The organism is Halorubrum gandharaense (genome assembly GCF_054654575.1).
This window is the reverse complement of sequence record NZ_BAAIET010000002.1, coordinates 217,350-235,548: the sequence shown is the minus strand read 5'-3', so window position 1 is coordinate 235,548 and position 18,199 is coordinate 217,350. Positions and strand designations below refer to the sequence as shown.

At 66.9% G+C, this 18,199-nt stretch carries 18 protein-coding genes; 7 read left to right on the top strand and 11 right to left on the bottom strand.

Annotated features, from left to right (window positions below):
- Positions 1 to 24 precede the first annotated feature (24 nt).
- Positions 25 to 546, bottom strand: a complete 522-nt coding sequence (locus tag ACYQ07_RS10165; protein WP_459880940.1) for an archaemetzincin family Zn-dependent metalloprotease — start codon at positions 544 to 546, stop codon at positions 25 to 27.
- Positions 547 to 585: 39 nt separating this feature from the next.
- Here ACYQ07_RS10165 and ACYQ07_RS10160 point away from each other — a divergent pair, with 39 nt between their 5' ends.
- The 6 genes from ACYQ07_RS10160 (at position 586) to prf1 (ending at position 5,999) form a co-directional block, all read left to right on the top strand.
- On the top strand, positions 586 to 1,059 hold the full coding sequence (locus ACYQ07_RS10160) for a UPF0146 family protein (RefSeq protein ID WP_459880937.1): 474 nt from the start codon (positions 586 to 588) through the stop codon (positions 1,057 to 1,059).
- A 71-nt stretch (positions 1,060 to 1,130) separates the two neighbouring features.
- Complete coding sequence (locus tag ACYQ07_RS10155; protein WP_459880934.1) at positions 1,131 to 1,994, top strand: TIGR01548 family HAD-type hydrolase; 864 nt, start codon at positions 1,131 to 1,133, stop codon at positions 1,992 to 1,994.
- Positions 1,995 to 2,074: 80 nt separating this feature from the next.
- Positions 2,075 to 3,319 carry an MFS transporter gene (locus ACYQ07_RS10150; protein WP_459880931.1) on the top strand — a complete coding sequence of 415 codons (1,245 nt, stop codon included), beginning with the start codon at positions 2,075 to 2,077 and terminating at the stop codon, positions 3,317 to 3,319.
- 76 nt (positions 3,320 to 3,395) lie between these two features.
- Positions 3,396 to 3,845, top strand: a complete 450-nt coding sequence (locus ACYQ07_RS10145) for a universal stress protein (RefSeq protein ID WP_459880928.1) — start codon at positions 3,396 to 3,398, stop codon at positions 3,843 to 3,845.
- 1 nt (position 3,846) lies between these two features.
- A complete protein-coding gene (locus ACYQ07_RS10140) occupies positions 3,847 to 4,644 on the top strand; it encodes an SDR family NAD(P)-dependent oxidoreductase (protein WP_459880925.1) in 798 nt (265 codons plus the stop codon).
- Between the two features lie 104 nt (positions 4,645 to 4,748).
- Positions 4,749 to 5,999: a peptide chain release factor aRF-1 gene (gene prf1, locus ACYQ07_RS10135; RefSeq protein WP_459880922.1), complete on the top strand. Its 1,251-nt coding sequence runs from the start codon at positions 4,749 to 4,751 to the stop codon at positions 5,997 to 5,999.
- Between the two features lie 641 nt (positions 6,000 to 6,640).
- Here the strand turns inward: prf1 and ACYQ07_RS10130 are convergent.
- From ACYQ07_RS10130 to ahaH, 10 genes are all read right to left on the bottom strand, one after another.
- Positions 6,641 to 7,039 carry a DUF6276 family protein gene (locus ACYQ07_RS10130; RefSeq protein ID WP_459880919.1) on the bottom strand — a complete coding sequence of 133 codons (399 nt, stop codon included), beginning with the start codon at positions 7,037 to 7,039 and terminating at the stop codon, positions 6,641 to 6,643.
- A gap of 53 nt (positions 7,040 to 7,092) precedes the next feature.
- A complete protein-coding gene (locus ACYQ07_RS10125; RefSeq protein WP_459880916.1) occupies positions 7,093 to 7,782 on the bottom strand; it encodes a V-type ATP synthase subunit D in 690 nt (229 codons plus the stop codon).
- Positions 7,783 to 7,787: 5 nt separating this feature from the next.
- Entirely contained in the window at positions 7,788 to 9,209 is a 1,422-nt protein-coding gene (locus ACYQ07_RS10120) for a V-type ATP synthase subunit B (protein ID WP_459880913.1), read from the bottom strand.
- A gap of 1 nt (position 9,210) precedes the next feature.
- Positions 9,211 to 10,971 (bottom strand): ATP synthase subunit A, encoded by a 1,761-nt coding sequence (locus ACYQ07_RS10115; RefSeq protein WP_459880910.1) that lies wholly within the window; start codon positions 10,969 to 10,971, stop codon positions 9,211 to 9,213.
- A 1-nt stretch (position 10,972) separates the two neighbouring features.
- Complete coding sequence (locus tag ACYQ07_RS10110) at positions 10,973 to 11,305, bottom strand: V-type ATP synthase subunit F (RefSeq protein ID WP_459880907.1); 333 nt, start codon at positions 11,303 to 11,305, stop codon at positions 10,973 to 10,975.
- Positions 11,302 to 12,348, bottom strand: a complete 1,047-nt coding sequence (locus ACYQ07_RS10105; protein ID WP_459880904.1) for a V-type ATP synthase subunit C — start codon at positions 12,346 to 12,348, stop codon at positions 11,302 to 11,304. Before ACYQ07_RS10105 ends, ACYQ07_RS10110 begins: the two co-directional genes overlap by 4 nt.
- Positions 12,345 to 12,923, bottom strand: coding sequence for a V-type ATP synthase subunit E (locus ACYQ07_RS10100; protein ID WP_459880902.1), 579 nt, complete (start codon positions 12,921 to 12,923; stop codon positions 12,345 to 12,347). The genes ACYQ07_RS10105 and ACYQ07_RS10100 overlap by 4 nt, the downstream gene beginning before the upstream one ends.
- A gap of 20 nt (positions 12,924 to 12,943) precedes the next feature.
- The gene (locus tag ACYQ07_RS10095) at positions 12,944 to 13,198 is read right to left on the bottom strand and encodes a hypothetical protein (protein ID WP_459880899.1); all 255 of its coding nucleotides are present in this window, start codon (positions 13,196 to 13,198) and stop codon (positions 12,944 to 12,946) included.
- Between the two features lie 211 nt (positions 13,199 to 13,409).
- Positions 13,410 to 15,581 carry a V-type ATP synthase subunit I gene (locus tag ACYQ07_RS10090; RefSeq protein ID WP_459880897.1) on the bottom strand — a complete coding sequence of 724 codons (2,172 nt, stop codon included), beginning with the start codon at positions 15,579 to 15,581 and terminating at the stop codon, positions 13,410 to 13,412.
- Positions 15,568 to 15,900, bottom strand: a complete 333-nt coding sequence (ahaH, locus tag ACYQ07_RS10085; protein WP_459880894.1) for an ATP synthase archaeal subunit H — start codon at positions 15,898 to 15,900, stop codon at positions 15,568 to 15,570. Before ahaH ends, ACYQ07_RS10090 begins: the two co-directional genes overlap by 14 nt.
- 231 nt (positions 15,901 to 16,131) lie before the next feature.
- On the opposite strand from ahaH, the gene ACYQ07_RS10080 reads away from it, so the two are divergent.
- A complete protein-coding gene (locus tag ACYQ07_RS10080) occupies positions 16,132 to 17,727 on the top strand; it encodes a nucleotide-binding protein (RefSeq protein ID WP_459880891.1) in 1,596 nt (531 codons plus the stop codon).
- Positions 17,728 to 18,199: the final 472 nt, after the last annotated feature.

Here is an 18,199-nt window from a genome sequence, read left to right as displayed (position 1 = left end):
GCGACGGCAGTCGCAAAATCGACGTTAGCGGATCAGCCGTGAACAGGAACCACAGAGGTTCTCCTCTTTGACGTCGACCTCACGGACGGTCGGAGAGAACGACATCACGCATTTGCTGTTGTCGCAGTGTTCGAGTCCGAGGGTGTGACCCACCTCGTGGACCGCCTCCTTGCGGACGCGGTCGGCGAACACGTCGGCGGCGGGCTTCGTCGAGATGCCGCCGTCCGAGGAGGTCTGGAGCCGGTACGTCGAGATAACCGACCCCTTGCCGTTGAGGTACGCCAGCCCGAACACGTAGTTGCGCCGGCGGTAGTAGAGGTCCTGCGGGGTGATGCCGATGTTCTTCTCACCGCTACCGACCCGGCCGACGACCTCGATGAGGTCCTCCGCACGATACTGGCCGCGGCTCTCGTCGTAGGCGGTTTCGGGGACGGGCTGGTCGTCGTGGACCGTCACGTCACAATCGTAAACCGACCGCAGCGCACTGGAGGCCTCCCGCTTGGCACGCGGGGCGACATCCCCCACTGGAACGATGTCCACGAGCATGCGACGGTTTTTGTCCGCAGCACGCATAAACCCCGCGTCGTGACCGCTTCAGACCGTGGCCCACTCGTCGACGCACTCGCCGACTTCGACCGCCTTCTGGAGGTCGGCGTCGGCACTCGCCCGGAGGTCGCACGCGAGCTCGCCGCGCGCGGCCGCGAGGTGGTCGCCATCGACGTGCGCGCCGAGGCGCTCCCAGCCCCACCAGGGCCTGACCCCGAGAGCGAAGCTGCTCCGGGAAGCCTTCGGTTCGCGGTCGGCGACGTGCTCGCGCTCGCCGACAGCCTGGATCCCGCCGGCGACCTCGGCGGAACCGTCAACGGTGGCCTCGGCGGGCCGTTCGACGCGGTGTACGCCTGCAACCTGCCCGCCGAGCTCCAGCGGCCGACCCGCAAGCTGGCCCACCGGCTGGACGCGACGTTCGCGTTCACCACGCTCGGGTTCGAGGAGCCCGTCGTCCCCGCCGAGCGACGGACCGTGGGTCGCGAGACGTTGTACGTTGTGGAGCCGCAGTAAGCGCCGGACCCCACTCGCCGGCCGTCGAAAGCCGGAACGCTCTTTCGGGAGCCCCACGCCGATTGAACCATATGCAGGTGGACGCAGTCGTTCTCGACATCGACGGGGTGCTGGTGGACGTCGCAGACTCCTACCGTCGCGCGATCATCGAGTCGGTCGACCGGGTGTACGGCCGCACCATCGACCGTGACGCCGTCCAGGCGTTCAAGGACGCCGGCGGCTTCAACAACGACTGGGAGCTGACGTACGCCGCCGCCCTCTTCGTGCTCGCCAACCGCGAGGGGCTCCACATGGAGGTCGACGAGTTCACCGACCGGATCGCCGAGGCGGGCGGCGGGCTCGAAGCGGCCAAGTCGGTGGTAGGTGACCTCCCGAGCGTGCCGCAGGCCCGCGTGCGCGACCAGTGGGACACCGACCGGCTCCACGAGACGTTCCAGGCGCTGTACCTCGGCAGCGACCTCTACCGGGAGCTTGAGGAGGGCGAGCCGCCGTTCGAGGCCGACGGCTACATCCACGACGAGCCGGTGTTGCTCAAGGCGGAGACGATCGACGACCTCCGGAAGGAGTTCGACGTTGGCGTGCTCACGGGACGGCCCGCCGCGGAGGCCGACATCGCGCTGGACCGCGTCGGACTCGACGTTGCCGACGAGCACCGCTTCACGATGGACGACTGGGAGGAGGGGAAACCGCACCCTCGCGCGCTGGTGACGCTCGCCGAGCGGTTCGACGCCGAGCGCGTGGCGTTCGTCGGCGACACCCTCGACGACGTGCGCACCGCACGCAACGCCGACGAGCACGACGAGGATCGCGTCTACTACGGGATCGGCGTGCTCACCGGGGGGCTCACGGGCGAGGAGGGCCGACGGAAGTACACCGAGGTCGGCGCCGACGCCGTCGTGGACGACGTGAACGAGCTCCCCGAGCTACTGGAGTAGCCGACCAGCCCCGCGGATCCGGCAACCCCCGCACGCTCCGCCGGCTACTTGGTCTCGTGTGCACGAGTAGCGAGCATCCGATGGACGACAACGACCGCCGGATCGTCTCGTTCACCGCCGTGGCGCACGGGCTGGTGCACACTTACGAGCTCTCGATCCCCATTCTGATGACCGTCTGGCTCGTCGAGTTCTCCGTCTCCGCCGCGGTGCTCGGCGCGCTCGTGACGGTCGGCTACGGGCTGTTCGGGGTCGGTGCGCTCCCCGGCGGCGTGCTCGTCGACCGGTTCGGCTCGAAACCCCTCATCCTCGCCTGTCTGGTCGGGATGGCCGTCTCGTTCGTGCTCGCTGCCGGCGCGCCCAACATCTACGTGCTGGCGGCCGCCATCGCGCTATGGGGCGCCACCGCCTCCGTCTACCACCCCGCGGGGCTGGCGCTGCTCTCAAAGAGCGTTGCGAATCCCGGCACTGCGCTCGGCTACCACGGAATGGGGGGCAACGTCGGCATCGCGTTCGGGCCGCTGGCGACCGCCGTCCTCCTGCTGTGGTTCGACTGGCGAGCCGTCGCCGTCGCGCTCACCCTCCCCGCGATCGTCGTGGTCGCGTACGGGCTGCTGATCGAGTTCGAGGAGGGCGGCGGCGCGTTCGACGCCGAGGACGCCGGCGGGACGAAAGGCCAGGTGTCGGCCGCCAGCATCGTCAGCGACACCAAGGTGTTGCTCACGCTCGGCTTCGTGCTCGTGCTCATGGTCGTGACGTTCAACGGCCTCTACTACCGGGCGTTCCTCACGTTCCTGCCGGATCTGCTCGGCGACGTGCTCGACGGACTGGTGACGATCGAGATTTTCGATCCCGACAGCCCCTACGCCGAGGAGTTCGACGTGGCGCGCTACTTCTACGTCGCCATTCTCACCGTCGGCGTCGCCGGGCAGTTCATCGGCGGCAAGCTCGCCGACCGCCTGCCCACTGAACGGGGGCTGACGCTGATGCTCGGGGTCATGGCCGCGCTCGCGTTAGCGTTCGTCCCGGCGACCGCGACCGTGCCGTCGTTCGTCGTCGTCTCGCTGCTGCTTGGCGTTGCCCTCTTCTCGATCCAGCCGCTCTCGCAGGCCACCGTCGCCGCCTACTCGCCGCCGGAAGCCCGCGGACTCTCGTTCGGCTACACCTACCTCGCGATCTTCGGCGTTGGCGCGCTCGGCGCCAGCCTCGCCGGCGTGGTGTTGACCCTCGGCACGTTCGACCACCTGTTCTTGGTGCTCGCAGCGCTCGCCGGCGCCGGCTCGGTCACCTCGGTGGTGCTGTACGAATTCGGCGAACGGCGGAGCTGAAGTATTGTTCACGGCCGACCGTGAGGAACCTGCCGCAGGGGGGCATTATTTCCGTGCGTGCGACACACGTCACCGTATGTACCGAGTCGTCATGCCAGTCGACGTCGACGAGGAGCGCGCCGAAAGCCAGGTGGACACCCTGCTGTCGCTGCCAGCCGAGCCGGAGGAGCTCTCGGTCGTCCTCCTCCACGTCCACGAGGAGATCGACATGCCCGCCGACGAGGCCGGGACGCGGCTGATCGCCGACCTCAATCGCGACATCGAGGAGCTCCAGGGCGTCCCTTCGTCCGTCGAATACGTCGAGGACGCCCTCGCAGACGCCGGCGTGGAGACCGAACGCCGGCAAGTCGTCGCCGAGGAGACCGCCGAGGCGATCCTCGACGTGTCCGGCGACGTGGACGCTGACTCGCTGATCCTCGGCGTACGCGGCCGGTCGCCCGTCGGCAAGGCCGTCTTCGGAAGCGTGACGCAAGCGGTGATCCTCAACTCGGACCGCCCCGTCATCGTCGCTCCCCGAGAGGAGTGAGATGGAGCTCGAGCTCGACGGCAAACGAGCCCTCGTCACCGCCGCCAGCAAGGGGTTAGGATACGCCTGCGCGGAGCGACTGGCCGACGAGGGCGCCGACGTGACGCTGTGTTCGCGGTCGGCCGACCGGCTGGCCGACGCCCGCGCGCGCCTGCTTGACGCCACGGACGCCGACCCTGAGACGGTTCACACGCGCACACTCGACCTCGCGGCAGACGAGGAGCTGGTCGAGGCACTGGAGACCGCCATCGAGGAGGCCGGCGGGCTCGACGTGCTCGTGACCAACCACGGCGGTCCGCCGGTGCAACCGCTCACCGAGACGACGACCGCGAAGTTGGACGAGACGTACCGCTCGGTGTTGCGCTCGACCGCCCTGACGCTACGAACGTGTCTGCCGCACCTAGCCGACAGCAACGGCGGCAGCGTCGTCAACGTCGTGAGCGCCACCGCGCGCGAGCCGTTCGGCGGCGACGTGATGCAGGCGGCGTTCCGGCCCGGCATCTACGCGCTCTCGCGCTCGCTGGCTCACGAGTGGGGGCCGGACGTTCGGCTCAACTGCGCGTGTCCCCGCGGCATCGTCACCGACCGACTCGCGGACAAGATCCAGCTGCTTGCCGACGAGGAAGACGTGAGCTTCGAGGAGGCCCGTCGGCTTCGAGCTGCCGAGCTCGACGTCGACGACCTCGGCGACCCCGACGACTTCGCGACCGCCGTCGCGTTCCTCGCGTCCCCGGCCGCCCGCTACATCACGGGCGAAGCGATCGACGTGGACGGCGGCTGGCACCGGAGCGCCTTTTAAATCGGCGGCGGCGAACCACCGGCAAACCGCCGACGACGGGGCGCGTTTCGACGGAAACGGGCAGGTCAAAGGTTACTTACACGCACGGGAGCTATCGAGATGTAATGAGCAGCGACGCCGAACAAGCTAGCGACGACCGGCGGAAATACGAGTTCCGCAAGGTCATCGAGGACCTCCGCGAGTACGAGGGGTCCGGGACGCAGCTTGTGAGTATCTACATCCCCGACGACAAGCAGATATCCGACGTGGTCGCCCACGTCACCCAAGAGCACAGCGAGGCGGCCAACATCAAGTCGAAACAGACGCGGACGAACGTGCAGGACGCGCTCACGAGCATCAAAGACCGGCTCCGGTACTACGACACCTACCCGCCAGAGGGCGGCATGGTCGTCTTCTCCGGCGCGATCAGCTCCGGCGGCGGCCAGACGGAGATGGTGACGAAGACGCTGGAGTCACCGCCGGAGCCCGTCCAGTCGTTCCGCTACCACTGTGACTCCGAGTTCCTCACGGAGCCGTTAGAGCACATGCTCGAAGACTCCGGGCTCTTCGGGCTCATCGTCCTCGACCGCCGCGAGGCGAACGTCGGCTGGCTGAAGGGCAAACGCGTCGAACCCGTCAAATCCGCCTCCTCGCTGGTTCCCGGCAAGCAGCGAAAGGGTGGCCAGTCAGCCCAGCGATTCGCGCGCCTGCGGCTGGAGGCGATCGACAACTTCTATCAGGAGGTCGCGGAGATGGCCGACGACCTGTTCGTCCCCAAGCGCCACGAGCTCGACGGCATCCTCGTGGGCGGTCCCTCGCCGACGAAAGACGAGTTCCTCGACGGCGATTACCTCCACCACGAGCTCCAGGACAAGGTGCTCGGCAAGTTCGACGTCTCCTACACCGACGAGTCCGGCCTGAAGGACCTCGTGGACAACGCGAGCGAGGCACTGGCCGACCAGGAGATCGTCGAGGACAAACGCCAGATGGACGAGTTCTTCGAGAACCTCCACACCGGCGAGGAGGCCACCTACGGCTTCGAGCAGACCCGCCGAAACCTGATCATGGGCTCCGTCGACCGGCTGCTCATCTCCGAGGACCTCCGCTCTGACGTGGTCGTCTACGAGTGTGAAAACGGCCACGAGGAGTACGAGGTGGTCGACGCCCGCCACTCGACGCCGGACCACGAGTGTTCGGAGTGCGGCGAGGAGGCCGCCGTCGAGGAGCGCGAGGACGCCATCGAACACCTGATGGCGATCGCCGAACAGCGCGGCACGGACACGAAGTTCATCTCCACCGACTTCGAGAAGGGCGAACAGCTGCTCGACGCGTTCGGCGGCATCGCCGGCATTCTCCGCTACTCGACGGGCGTCTAAGCGTCCCCTCCCCGTTCGGCCCGTTGAAGCCCCGAACGGACACGTTCGGCGCGGATTCGTTCGGTACCAAACCGTTGCTGGAGACCTCGGGAGTGAGTGTTGCAGATCGTCGCCGGCGACATGGTATATAAACGCTTGAGAGAGGTGGCGACGCTTCTCTTATAAATGAAGGCGCGGTGCGGTGGCGCGCCCGGCGAGCGCCCAGCGGGCGCTCGCCGGCGCGCGAGGGAGTCGTCGCCTGCGGCGACGACGAGGCTGGGGAGGCGTGAGGTGCGGTTGCTGTGCGGTGCGGGGTGGGACTCAAAGGGGCAGCCGGCTCCGGGAAGACGGGCGACGTAAGCACTCAAAAGGGCGAGCACCGCGAGCCCTTTTGAGCGCGCAGCGAGGCCCGTCTTCCCGGAGCCGGCTGGGGCTTTTGAAGGCGGCCCTCACGTGAGCAAAACGAGCAACTCACCAAATAAACGCCCCTTATAAACGAGAGACAGACACATCAACGTCCCACATATAAACGCCGATCCCACTCACGCGATACACGTACTCTCGGGATCTTCCACCATGCAGTCGCTATCAACCGGGGTGTTTCCCGTTCGTGTCGAACAGGGAGTTTCGACGGAGCCGCCCGCTTTGCTCCGCTTCGTCACCTAGCCCACCAGCTCCAACACCTGTTCGCGCCGGCGCTCGACGTCGAACGCGGCGTCGGGCGCCGACAGCCGCTCGAAAAAGAGCCACGGGTCCACGCCGGCGTTGCGTGCATGCTCGACGAGCGCCTCAACCGCCGCACGGTTGAGCGCCAGCGACTCCAGTTTGCCCACCGCCAACGCGAGCGCGACGCCCGCCTCGCCGGACGGAAAGGCGCGGTCGACGGCAGCGAAGTCGGTGTCCGCGGCGCTTTCCCCTGCGGGCGACACGCCGGCCTCCGCCGCACGGAACGTCCGAAGACAGCGCGTGCACACCGCCGACTCGCGAGCGGGCGCGTACGCGAGGAGTTCCTCCGGAACGACGAACGCGACGACGGGTGCCTCACAGTGCGGACAGACCATACCCGTCGCTCAACGAGTAACACCTAAAAATGACTGACAGAGAGCGGGACCGGTCAGTCGGCGGTTTCGGCGGCTTCCGCGGCCTTCGCTTCCGCCTCGGCTTCCTCCTCGTCCTCCTCTTCTTCCTTCTTCGTCTTGATCTTCTTGAGCCGGAAGGTCTCCTCGCGCTCCTGCTCTTCGAGCTTCTGCTCGATGTACTCCTGGTTCTCGTACAGCTGCGGCAGGAGCGTGAACTCGAGGGCGTTGACGCGCCGCTTGGTGGTCTCGATCTCGTCGAGCATCTTCTTCATCGCCGTCTCCACCTCGGCGGCGAGGATGATCGTCTCCAGCAGCTCCTCGTAGGCGTCGGCCGCCTCGTCGATCCGCGCCGAGGAGCCGAGCAGCCCGTAGCCGCGCTCGTCGAGCGACTTGCGCACCTTCGAGGACTCGATCTGCGGCACCACGACGCCCATGATGTTCTTCGAGCGGGTGGTGATCTCCGGATGCTCTTTCAGTGCGGCGGCGGCGCCGCGCACGGCGACGTCGCCCTCCATGGCGCGTGCCATGTCAAGTTTGCGCTGGGCCGACTCGTAGTCCTCGGACATGTCCGATCGGACGTCCTGCGCCTGATCGAGGATGTCCATGAACTCCATGATGAGGCCGTCACGCTTCTGTTCGAGCGTGTCGTGGCCCCGCTCGGAGAGATCGATGCGGTCCTCGATCGCCATCAGGTTCTTGCGCGTGGGTTTGACGTCCTTGGCCATGGTGGTTAGTCGGCAGCCTCGACGACCTTGCGGTCGGCGTCGTCCTCGCGGTAGTGCTCCTCGATGAACTCCTCGTCAATGCGGTTGAGCTCCTCTTTCGGGAGCATCGAGACGAGGTCCCACGCGATCTCCAGCGTGGTCTCGAGGTCGCGGTTCGTCTCGAAGCCCTGGTCGGTGAACTCGGACTCGAAGGCGTCCGCGAAGTCGAGATACTTGTTGTCGAGCTCGGAGAGCGCCTCGCGACCGACGATGTTCACGAGGTCGCGAAGGTCCTCACCCTCGGCGTACGCCGCGAACATCTGGTCTTTCACGTCGGCGTGGTCGGCGCGGGTGAGCCCCTCGCCGATGCCGTCGTCCATCAGCCGCGACAGGCTGGGCAGGACGTTGATCGGGGGCCGGAGCCCCTGACTGTTGAGGTCGGGGTCGATGTAGATCTGCCCCTCCGTGATGTACCCCGTCAGGTCGGGGATCGGGTGGGTCTCGTCGTCGCCGGGCATCGTGAGGATCGGGATCTGCGTCACCGAGCCCTCACGGCCTTTGATCCGGCCGGCGCGCTCGTATAGCTGCGCCAGGTCCGTGTACATGTACCCGGGGTAGCCACGACGACCGGGCACCTCCTCGCGGGCGGCGCCGATCTCGCGGAGCGCCTCACAGTAGTTCGTCATGTCCGTGAGGATCACGAGCACGTGGTAGTCCTTCTCGAAGGCGAGGTACTCGGCCGTGGTGAGCACCATCCGCGGCGTGACCGTCCGCTCGACTGCGGGATCGTCCGCGAGGTTCATGAACACGACGGAGCGTTCGAGCGCGCCGGTGCGCTCGAAGTCCTCCATGAACTCGTTGGCCTCCTCCTGGGTGATCCCCATCGCGCCGAAGATGACGGCGAACTCGGAGCCCTCGTCGTCGTCGCCCTCCTCCTCTTCGGGCACGGATGCCTGCCGAGCGATCTGCATCGCCAGCTCGGAGTGCGGCTGTCCGGAGCTGGAGAAGATCGGGAGCTTCTGACCGCGAACGAGCGTGTTCATGCCGTCGATGGCCGACACACCCGTCTCGATGAACTCCTCGGGATACTCCCGGGAGTACGGGTTGATCGCCGCGCCGACGATGTCCTGTCGCTCCTCGGGGACGATCTCCGGGCCGCCGTCGATCGGCCGGCCGGAGCCGTCGAGCACCCGCCCGAGCAGATCCTCGGTGACGGGCATCTTCATCGTCTCGCCCAGGAAGCGGACGGATGCGTTCTGGTCGATACCGGAGGTGCCCTCGAACACCTGGATGGCGACGACGCCCTCCGAGGATTCGAGCACCTGACCGCGCAGCGTCTCCCCCTGTGCCGTCTCGATCTCGACGATCTCGTCGTAGCCGATCGCCTCGTCGACCTCGGCGTACACCAGCGGACCGCTGATCTCGGTGATGGTTTGGTACTCTTTCATGTTAGTACATGCTCCGGAGTTCCTCGGTGATCTCCGCTTTGAGATCCTCGACGTACTCCTCGTAGTCCTCCTGCACGCCGATACGGTTGATCTTCGGCGCGGCGTCCGTGTCGACGATCTCCTCGACCGGCACGCCGGCCTCCAGCGCGGAGAACGCCTCGTCGTTGAACGTCTCGATCGTCGTCAGCATGAGGTACGTCTTCTCCGGCGGGCAGTAGGTGTCCACCGGGTGGAAGGCGTTCTGCTGAAGGTACGCCTCACGCAGGTAGCGAGCGACCTCGAGGGTCAGCTGCTGGTCCTCCGGGAGCGCGTCCTTGCCGACGAGCTGAACGATCTCCTGCAGCTCGGTCTCCTCGTCGAGCACGTCGACCGCCCACTGGCGCTTGTCGGGCCAGTCCTCCTCGACGTTCTCCTGGAACCAGGGGTCGAGCTGGTCCTTGTACAGCGAGTAGGACTCGTTCCAGTTGATCGACGGGAAGTGGCGCCGTTCCGCTAAGTCCGCGTCGAGCGCCCAGAACGTCTTCACGATACGCAGCGTGTTCTGGGTGACCGGCTCCGAGAAGTCGCCGCCGGGCGGCGACACCGCGCCGATCGCGGAGACGGAGCCTTCCGTCCCGTTGATGTTCTCGAAGTAGCCGGCTCGCTCGTAGAACTGCGCCAGGCGGGCGGCGAGGTACGCGGGGTACCCCTCCTCGCCGGGCATCTCCTCCAGCCGGGAGGAGATCTCGCGCATGGCCTCCGCCCACCGGGAGGTGGAGTCGGCCATCAGCGCCACGTCGTACCCCATGTCGCGGTAGAACTCCGCGATGGTGATACCCGTGTAGATGCAGGACTCACGGGCCGCGACGGGCATGTTCGAGGTGTTCGCGATGAGCGAGGTGCGGGCCATCAGCGGGTTGCCGTTGGCGGGGTCCTCAAGCTCGGGGAAGTCCTCGATCACTTCCGTCATCTCGTTGCCACGCTCGCCACAGCCGACGTAGACGATGATGTCCGCGTCGGCGTACTTCGCGAGCTGGTGCTGGGTGACGGTCTTCCCGGAGCCGAACGGGCCCGGAATCGCCGCCGTCCCCCCCTTGGCGATGGGGAACAGGCCGTCGAGGATGCGCTGGCCCGACACCAGCGGCTCCGTCGGCGTCTGCTTGTTCGCGGAGGGGCGCGCCTCGCGGACGGGCCACTCCTGGTGCATCGAGATCTCCTCGCCGTTCTCGAGTGCGACGACCGTCTCGGTCACGTCGAAGGAGCCGGCCTCGGCCGACTCGACGACGCCGCCCTCGAAGTCCGGCGGCACCATGACCTTGTGGTCGATGGTGACCGTCTCCTCGACGACGCCGACGATGTCGCCGGGCTCGACCTCGTCACCGGCCTCGACGGTGGGCTCGAACTCCCACTCCTTTTCGAGGTCGATACCGGGCGCGTCGACGCCACGGTCGAGATAGGGGCTGTTCATCTTACCCTCCAGGACGTCCAGGGGACGCTGGACGCCATCGTAGATGGAGTCCAGCATTCCCGGACCAAGGTCGACCGACAGCGGCTCGCCCGTCGACTCGACGGGTTCGCCGGGGCCGACCCCGGAGGTCTCCTCGTACACCTGAATGGTCGTGGTGTTGCCCTCGATCTCGATCACTTCCCCCATGAGTCCTTCGTCGCCAACGTAGACGACGTCGTTCATGCGGGCGTCGAGGTCACGGGCAGTCACGACCGGACCGCTCACGCTTTGGATGGCGCCGGTCGAAGCGCCCTCCGTGGATTCTGCTTTGCTCATGTTAGTCGTCCTCCTCATCCATCAGGTCGATCCCGATGGCTCGTTTGATCTGGTCGCGCAGCCCGCCGCTGCCGGCGCCATCGGCGCCGAGCGTTACGAGGACGGGCTCGATGCTTCCCTCGACCCGCTCGCGGGTCCCCCGCGAGAGGTGCTCGAGGTCCGCGTCGTGCATCACGATGATGCCGGTCTCCTCGTCGTCGAGCGTCCGCTCGACGGCGTCGTCGAGTCGCTCCGACTTCTCGTCGTCCGGCACGTTCTCGAACTTGCGGACGCCGGCGAGCCGGAATCCGGTCGTGAACTCCGGGCTGCCGACAACGGCGATCTCCTGGCTCATGTTATCACCAGCTCGGATTCGATCTCATCGGTCGAGAGGCCGGCCTCCTTCCCGCGCGCGATGGCGCGAATGTTCTCGACCTCGCGCTCCTTGGCGAGGATGTACGAGATGACCGGCGTGACGGAAACCGGGTGGAGCGTTCCCAACCGGTCGCCGTATTTCAACAGCGCGGCGTCGGTGGCGTGCTCGAACGCGATGAGGCTGTCCGCCTCCTCGAGTTCGCGCAGCGCCGGACCGAGCTCGTCGCCGTAGTCGCTGTCGGCGATGTAGTCGACGAGCTCGTCGAGGTCGCGTGCCAGCCGCGACAGCGTCTCCCGGTCGAAGAGGTCGCCCCCCTCGATGAAGTACTCGGCGGGGTCGATGTCCGCACCTGAACGGGCGAGCCGGAGCGCGTTGTCCGCGTTCCGGAAGTCGACCTCCACTTTGAGAAACGCCTCGTACTGGCGAACGGGCTCGCCACGCGGCAGGTTCCCGAGCAGGTGCTCGTAGAACGCGCGGTCGACGGCGTTCTCCAGCGGCACGAGCACGCCGGTCTCCTCGTACTCCTCGAAGGCGGCCGCGAGCGGCTCGCCGTAGATCGTCTCCTCGAGGATCTCGACGACCGCCTCGATCGACTCGGCTTCGAGCAGCCGGCGGATCAGCCGGTCGTCGAACTCGCCGGCGCGGATGAGGTCCTGTTCGACCGCGTCGCGGCCGGCGTCGGTGTAGATGCCGCGGATCACCGTCTTCACGTTCCACGCGTCGAACTTGCGCAGGTAGCGGGCAACCAGATCGTACAGGTTCCCCTCGCTCCAGTCGAGCACCTGCTCGAACTGCTTGGCGAGGTTGGCGTTGAGCGCGTACTCGATCAGGTCGACGCCGCCGTGTTTGCTCCCCAGCGCGTTGATCTCCGTCTCGTAGGTCGACTCCTCCATGAAACGGGCGATCTCCGCGGGGGACATCCGGGTGATCTTGCGATACTCCTCGGTGCTGTACAGGTTGCCGCGGCGGGCGCGAACCCTGGCCACGACGTACTCCGGGTTCGAGCTGCCGACGAGGCTCATTTGTCGAACAGTCGCTCCGAGAGGTTTCTCAACTCGTCGTCCCAGACGGACTCTAAGACGGAGTCGAACGTGTTGTTCACGCGAACGCGGGAGGTGTCGCTCTCACCGATGACGCCGCCGAGACAGTCGACTTCGCCGTCGACCTCGACGCCGTCACGGTCGTCACACAGCTCCTCGAGCAGGTCGACGTCCTCCGGCCGAGTGTAGACGGCGACGTCCTCGTCGTCGAACTCCGCGAGGGTCGCGTCCAGCAGGGTCTCGGTCAGGTCGCGGCGACGGTCTCCGTCGATCCCGGCGATCCGCTCTTCGACGCCCTCACGAACGTCCTCGAGGACGTCACGCCGGGCGGAGAGCCGCTCCTGTTTGGCTTCGAGCTTGGCCGAGGAGAGCGCCTGTTCACGCTCCTGTTCGATCTGACGCTCCACCTCGTCCAGCCGCTCCTCGCGGATGCGCTCGGCGTCCGCCTCCGCCTCGGAGACGACCTCCTCGGCGTCGGCCTCAGCCTGTTCGCGGATGTCCTCCGCACGCGCGCGGGCTTCGTCTCGAATGTCCTCAACGACGGTTTCCAAACTCATTGTAAAAGGGGAGAGAGTGGTTACGCGACGATGAAGACGACCACCAGCGCGAGGATGACGATCGTCTCGGGAAGGACCGTCAGGATGAGGCCGTTGACGAAGAGGTCTTTGTCCTCGGCCATCGCGCCGACGGCGGCAGCGCCGATACCGCGCTCGGCGTACCCGGCGGCGAGCGCCGCGAGACCGACGGCGAGAGCGGCAGCCGTGTCGGCCTCGATGAGCACTTCTCCTTCCTGCAGTACGACGTTCCCGAGTTCGTTGGTAGCTTCAAGCATTGGTAGTAGTTGCGGTTGCTCGTCTCCGAACAGTTCGTATTTGCCTCCACAGTGGACATAAAGCTTCCCAAAACGAACGACGAGAATCACCGGGAGGAAGCCTCTCTCCCTCGTCTATGGGGTCTATTCGCACGGTGAGTGAACGGTGAATCCGCCGCTCGTGAAAATAAAGAAACTACCGCGTGATGGCGGCAGCGGCTACGTACGGACGCTACTCGTCCGTCGTGTACTGCCGGTCGTAGCCGAACGGCTCGTAGGGGTCGCCGCCGCCCTCGTAGAACTTGCCGAAGAACTCGACGTACTCGAGGCGGATTCCCTGAATGCCGGCGGCCGTAATGCCGAGCAGCAGGACGACGATGTGGCCGATGACCGCCACGGCCACCGCGCCGACGACCGCGATGATGCCGATCACGCTCGGCTCAAACGCCGTCGAGATGCCGGCGAACACCAAGTCGACCTCGCCCGCGGCCGCCCGCTCCTGGGCGACCGCGAGGTTGCTGGGGGTGAAGATGAAGTTGAAGCTCCCCTCACCGCCCTGGTCGACGTAGGCACCGAACGCCAGCAGGTTCACCGCCAGCGCCATCCCGCCCTTCGCGATCAGCACCGCCATGATCCGGGCGTAGGAGATGACGTTCACCAGCGGCTCCAGCGCTTCGAGCGCCTCGGCGGGCGCCTCGATGATGATCAGCGCGAGCCCGACGAGGATCATCCCGACCGCGAGCCAGCCGACCTCAACCGGGAAGCCGGCGAACTCGATGAACCCGTACGTGAGCAGGCCGATCGAGTCGAACAGGAAGTCGGGTTTCACGCCGGCCGCCTGCTGGCTGAACACCCAGATCCAGATGCCGTTGAGCAGCAGGATCCACGAGAAGCTCTCGAACACCGCGTGCTTGAGGTCGTGGTACTTGTACTGGGTGACGAAGGAGAGCGCGTATCCCACGTTGAGGTGGAAGATGCCGAAGATGACGCTCACCACGAGCCACGCCAGCGCCCACTCACCGGCGCCCGGCGAGAGCCCCTTCGAGACCTCCCACGACTCGATGCCGAGCCACGGGTACGCGTGGTAGCCAAAGATGTCGATGCCGTAGTAGATGCCGAACAGTATCGTGAAGAGCCCGGCCCAGATGGACACCGCACCCATCTCCCGCATCGCCCCCTCGTAGTTCGAGTAGAGGAACCAGCCGATGGCGGCGTACAGGATCCCGTAGCCGATGTCCCCGATCATGAACCCGAACATCAGCGGGAACGTGAGGAACACGAGCAGGGTCGGGTCGAACTCCGAGTACTTCGGCCGACCGAAGCCCTGCACGAGCAGCTCGAACGGACCGGCCAGCTTGCCGTTGTCCTGGACGACCGGCGGGTCGTCGTTCCGGGTTTGGTGGCCGCCGTCGGTGGCAGCCTCCCGTTCGCCCTCGTGGACCGTCTCCGTGTGCACGTCGCCGTCGGGCGCGAACTCCGCGCGCTCGACCTCCTCGACGTCGGCGTGGTCACCGACCGCCTCGGTGAGCGACGCCGCAAAGTCCGGGTACGTGTCGGTGGGGATCCACCCTTCAGCGACGAACGCGTTCTCGGTCGTCGCGAACGAGAGGGGGGCCTCCTTCTTCTGGGCCTCGATGGTCAGCTGCTCTTCGGCGCGCAACAGGAACGTCGCGGCCTCCTCTTTGAGCGCCGCGATCTCCTCGTCGACGCCCTCGAGTTTCCCTTCGAGCTCCGCACGCTCGGCCTCGAGATCGGCGACGTACTCGCCGGGACTCGTCTCCGCGTCGGGAACCTCCAAGAAGGTGATGTCGACGCCGACGAGCGCGTCCTGCAGGACGCCGTCGTCGACCGCGTCGGCCGGCTGTGCGAACACCGCAACGACGCCCTTCTCGCCGAACACTTCGTACGCCTCGATGCCGTCGCCGACGGCGACCGCGTCCTCGACTTCCGACTGCTTGGCCTCGCCAACGACGACCTCCAGCGAGTCGTAGCCGGAAAGCAGGTCCAGCTCGATGCCGAGATCCGCGAACGGCTCCATCCGCGAGATCTCGTCGTCGAGCTCGCGGATCTGGTCGCGGATCTCGTCACGACGGTCGTTGAGCTCGTTGACCTTCTCGCGAGTGTCTTCGAGCTCGGCGGCGAGCTCCTCGTCCTCGATGGCGGGACCGCTTTCGACGTCCGCGTTCTCGACGTCGAGGATGCTCTCCAGCGAGCGAACCGTCACGAGTCGCTCGTTGACCTCCTCGGCGCCTTCGAGCGAGGATCCGGGATCGAATCCCTCGTAGGACTCGTCGTACTCCGTCACGTGGAGCGAATGATGCTCATAGGCCGTCTCGATGACGTCGTCGATGACGCGCTTCGAACCCGTCACCGACACCTTGCTCATCCGCTCAGGCCTGAGCATTCACCGCCTCCTCGAACTGTTCGATCGCGTAGTCGACCACCTCGTCGACGCGCTCGCGAGCCTCGCTCTCGAGCTGTTCGCGGTCGGAGCGACCCTCCGCCAGGATCTCCTCTTTCCGTCGCTCGATCTCGTCGCGGGCGTCGGAGAGGCGCTGCTCCGCCTCGTCGGCGGCCTCCTCCTCCGCCTGCTGGCGGAGTTCCTCCGCCTCCTTGCGAGCCTCAGCGAGGCGCTCGTCGGCGTCGGCTTCCGCCTCCGCGATGATCTCGTCCGCCTCCTCCTCGGCCTCCTTGATCCGGGTGAGCACCTCTGGTCTCGGCATACTCTCTAATCGTCCGAAACTGCACGAGCGACGTATAAGGTGTTTGCGAAAGCGCGTGGGCGTGAGGCCGTGAGAACCCCGAATATTGTGCGAACGGTTCGCACAGCACCGTACCCTCGCCGGCGCTCCGCCGAACAAGACGGGGGAGAATCGGGCCGTGACTCCCCAGAGACGGCCACCGACGGCACTACCCCGCGTACCTTTAAGTACCAGTCGCCGGACCCTGACGGTATGGCAACGGTGTATGCGGTCGCGTCGGCGAAGGGTGGCGTCGGAAAGACCACCACGACGGCGGCGCTGGCTACGCTTCTCGCGGAGGCCGGCGCCGACGTGGTCGCGGTGGACGCCGACATCGGGATGGCGAACCTCGCGGGCGCGCTCGGCGTCGAGGTCGGTGAAACGACCGTCCACGACGTGCTCGCCGGGCGCGCCGAGCCGGACGAGGCCGTCCACGATGGCCCCGCCGGTCTCCGGGTGCTCCCGGGTGAGACGGACCTCGACGCGTATGCGGAGGCCGATCCGGCTGGCATCCGCGACGTGGTCGCCGCCTTCGACGACGCCGACTACGTGTTCCTCGACGCGGGCGCGGGGCTCTCACACGACTCCACGCTCCCGCTCGCGCTCGCGGACGAGACGCTGCTCATCACGACGGCCGAGCGCGGCGCGCTCGGCGACACTGAAAAGACCCGGGAGCTCACGGAGCGGCTCGGCGGCACCGTCGCGGGCGCGGCGCTCACCCGCGTCGACCCGGACGCGCCCGCGTCCCCGCTGGTCGACGACCTGCTCGACACGACGGTGATCGGGCGGATCCCCGAGGACCCGGCCGTCCCCGCGGCGGGCGCCGCCGGCGAACCGCTGGTTCTCCACTCGCCAACCACCCCTGCCACGCGGGCCTACAGGGACCTCACACACGCGCTCACCGGCCACACCATCCCCCGCATCGACGAGAACGAACACCCCGAAACCGACGACGGTGAGGTGATCGAGGAGACGGCATCCGCAGCCGGAGCCGCCGGCGGCACTGCCGCCGATCCCACCGCGGACGATGCGGAGCTGGTCGATGACGAGGGCGACGCGGACGCACCCGAGTCGGGGACTGCGGAGACCCCCGATGAGGACGAGTCGGGCGCAGAAGCGGCGGACGAGGACGCAACCGAGGAGGAGTCCACCGACGACATCCTCGTGGCCGACCCCGAGCCCGCCGGCGTGACCGAGGAGGGCGACGACGAGGACATCATCGTCGCCGAAACGGAGGCCGTCGAGGACGACGAAGAGGAGGCCGAAGCCGACGAAACAGGCGGGGTGACACCCGACGACGCAGCCGCCGAGGAGCAGACAGGGACGGCTGACGACAGCGACGACGAGCTCACTGACGAGGAGACCGAAGCTGACGAAACAGGCGGAGTGGCACCCGACGATGCGGCCGCCGAGGAGCCGGCGGACTCCCCCGACGAAGCTGGTGACGAACTCACCGACGAGGAAGCAGAAGCCGACGAAACCGGCGGCGTGACATCCGACGATGCCGCCGCCGAGGAACTGGAGTCGGAGCCGGAACCAGAAACGGAGCCGGAGTCCGAGTTGGAACCGGAATCAGAGGAAGTACCGGAATCGGAGCCGGAGCACGACGACACGGTTCCGGAGGCGGAGCCGGACCGCGATCCCGACGACGAGCTCGCCGGCAGCGTCCCGTTCCGCGACGACGACACGGGGACGGCGATGCAGTCGACCATCGAGGAGGCCGAAGACGAGGAGAAAGAGGACACGGAGGAGTCGAAGACGGACGACGACGAGAAGGGCGGGTTCTTCAGCCGACTGTTCGGCCGATAGTCGCCGTTGCTACGTTATAAACCCCGATTCGCGGCGAAACACGCGCCGTCTCGCGATAGACACCGGGAGTAGGTGTGTCAGGTGGATGGATGTGGCGTTTATAAGCGGAGAATGGGTGGGGTTGTGGATCGTTTATAAGCGGCTGCTGAGGTGAGCACGACGGCGAACACCTCCAAAGCCCCAGCCGGCTCCGGTCGAGGGTTCCGGAAGACGGTCCGGCTCGCTTCGCTCGCGGGCTGCGACTTCCGTCGTCCCGCTCGTAGACTCGCGGGACGCTCGCTGCGCTCCTCGCTCTCGGCACCACCCGCTGCGGTGCTTACGTCGCCCGTCTTCCCGGAACCGGCTGCTCCTTTGAGCCCCACCCAACCGCACCCGCACAGCACCTCACGCCTCCCCAGCCTCGTCGGCGGCCTCGTGCCACTCGGCCGCCGACTCCCTCGCGCGCCGGCGAGCACCCGCTGGGCGCTCGCCG

What these genes read in the sequence shown, in the direction of transcription:
- ACYQ07_RS10080 (WP_459880891.1), top strand. Translation starts at nt 16,132, where the DNA reads ATGGCAACGGTGTATGCGGTCGCGTCGGCGAAGGGTGGCGTCGGAAAG.
- ahaH (WP_459880894.1), bottom strand. Translation starts at nt 15,900, where the DNA reads ATGCCGAGACCAGAGGTGCTCACCCGGATCAAGGAGGCCGAGGAGGAG.
- ACYQ07_RS10130 (WP_459880919.1), bottom strand. Translation starts at nt 7,039, where the DNA reads ATGGTCTGTCCGCACTGTGAGGCACCCGTCGTCGCGTTCGTCGTTCCG.
- ACYQ07_RS10140 (WP_459880925.1), top strand. Translation starts at nt 3,847, where the DNA reads ATGGAGCTCGAGCTCGACGGCAAACGAGCCCTCGTCACCGCCGCCAGC.
- ACYQ07_RS10115 (WP_459880910.1), bottom strand. Translation starts at nt 10,971, where the DNA reads ATGAGCAAAGCAGAATCCACGGAGGGCGCTTCGACCGGCGCCATCCAA.
- ACYQ07_RS10155 (WP_459880934.1), top strand. Translation starts at nt 1,131, where the DNA reads ATGCAGGTGGACGCAGTCGTTCTCGACATCGACGGGGTGCTGGTGGAC.
- ACYQ07_RS10165 (WP_459880940.1), bottom strand. Translation starts at nt 546, where the DNA reads ATGCTCGTGGACATCGTTCCAGTGGGGGATGTCGCCCCGCGTGCCAAG.
- ACYQ07_RS10110 (WP_459880907.1), bottom strand. Translation starts at nt 11,305, where the DNA reads ATGAGCCAGGAGATCGCCGTTGTCGGCAGCCCGGAGTTCACGACCGGA.
- ACYQ07_RS10125 (WP_459880916.1), bottom strand. Translation starts at nt 7,782, where the DNA reads ATGGCCAAGGACGTCAAACCCACGCGCAAGAACCTGATGGCGATCGAG.
- ACYQ07_RS10120 (WP_459880913.1), bottom strand. Translation starts at nt 9,209, where the DNA reads ATGAAAGAGTACCAAACCATCACCGAGATCAGCGGTCCGCTGGTGTAC.
- ACYQ07_RS10090 (WP_459880897.1), bottom strand. Translation starts at nt 15,581, where the DNA reads ATGCTCAGGCCTGAGCGGATGAGCAAGGTGTCGGTGACGGGTTCGAAG.
- prf1 (WP_459880922.1), top strand. Translation starts at nt 4,749, where the DNA reads ATGAGCAGCGACGCCGAACAAGCTAGCGACGACCGGCGGAAATACGAG.
- ACYQ07_RS10150 (WP_459880931.1), top strand. Translation starts at nt 2,075, where the DNA reads ATGGACGACAACGACCGCCGGATCGTCTCGTTCACCGCCGTGGCGCAC.
- ACYQ07_RS10145 (WP_459880928.1), top strand. Translation starts at nt 3,396, where the DNA reads ATGTACCGAGTCGTCATGCCAGTCGACGTCGACGAGGAGCGCGCCGAA.
- ACYQ07_RS10095 (WP_459880899.1), bottom strand. Translation starts at nt 13,198, where the DNA reads ATGCTTGAAGCTACCAACGAACTCGGGAACGTCGTACTGCAGGAAGGA.
- ACYQ07_RS10100 (WP_459880902.1), bottom strand. Translation starts at nt 12,923, where the DNA reads ATGAGTTTGGAAACCGTCGTTGAGGACATTCGAGACGAAGCCCGCGCG.
- ACYQ07_RS10105 (WP_459880904.1), bottom strand. Translation starts at nt 12,348, where the DNA reads ATGAGCCTCGTCGGCAGCTCGAACCCGGAGTACGTCGTGGCCAGGGTT.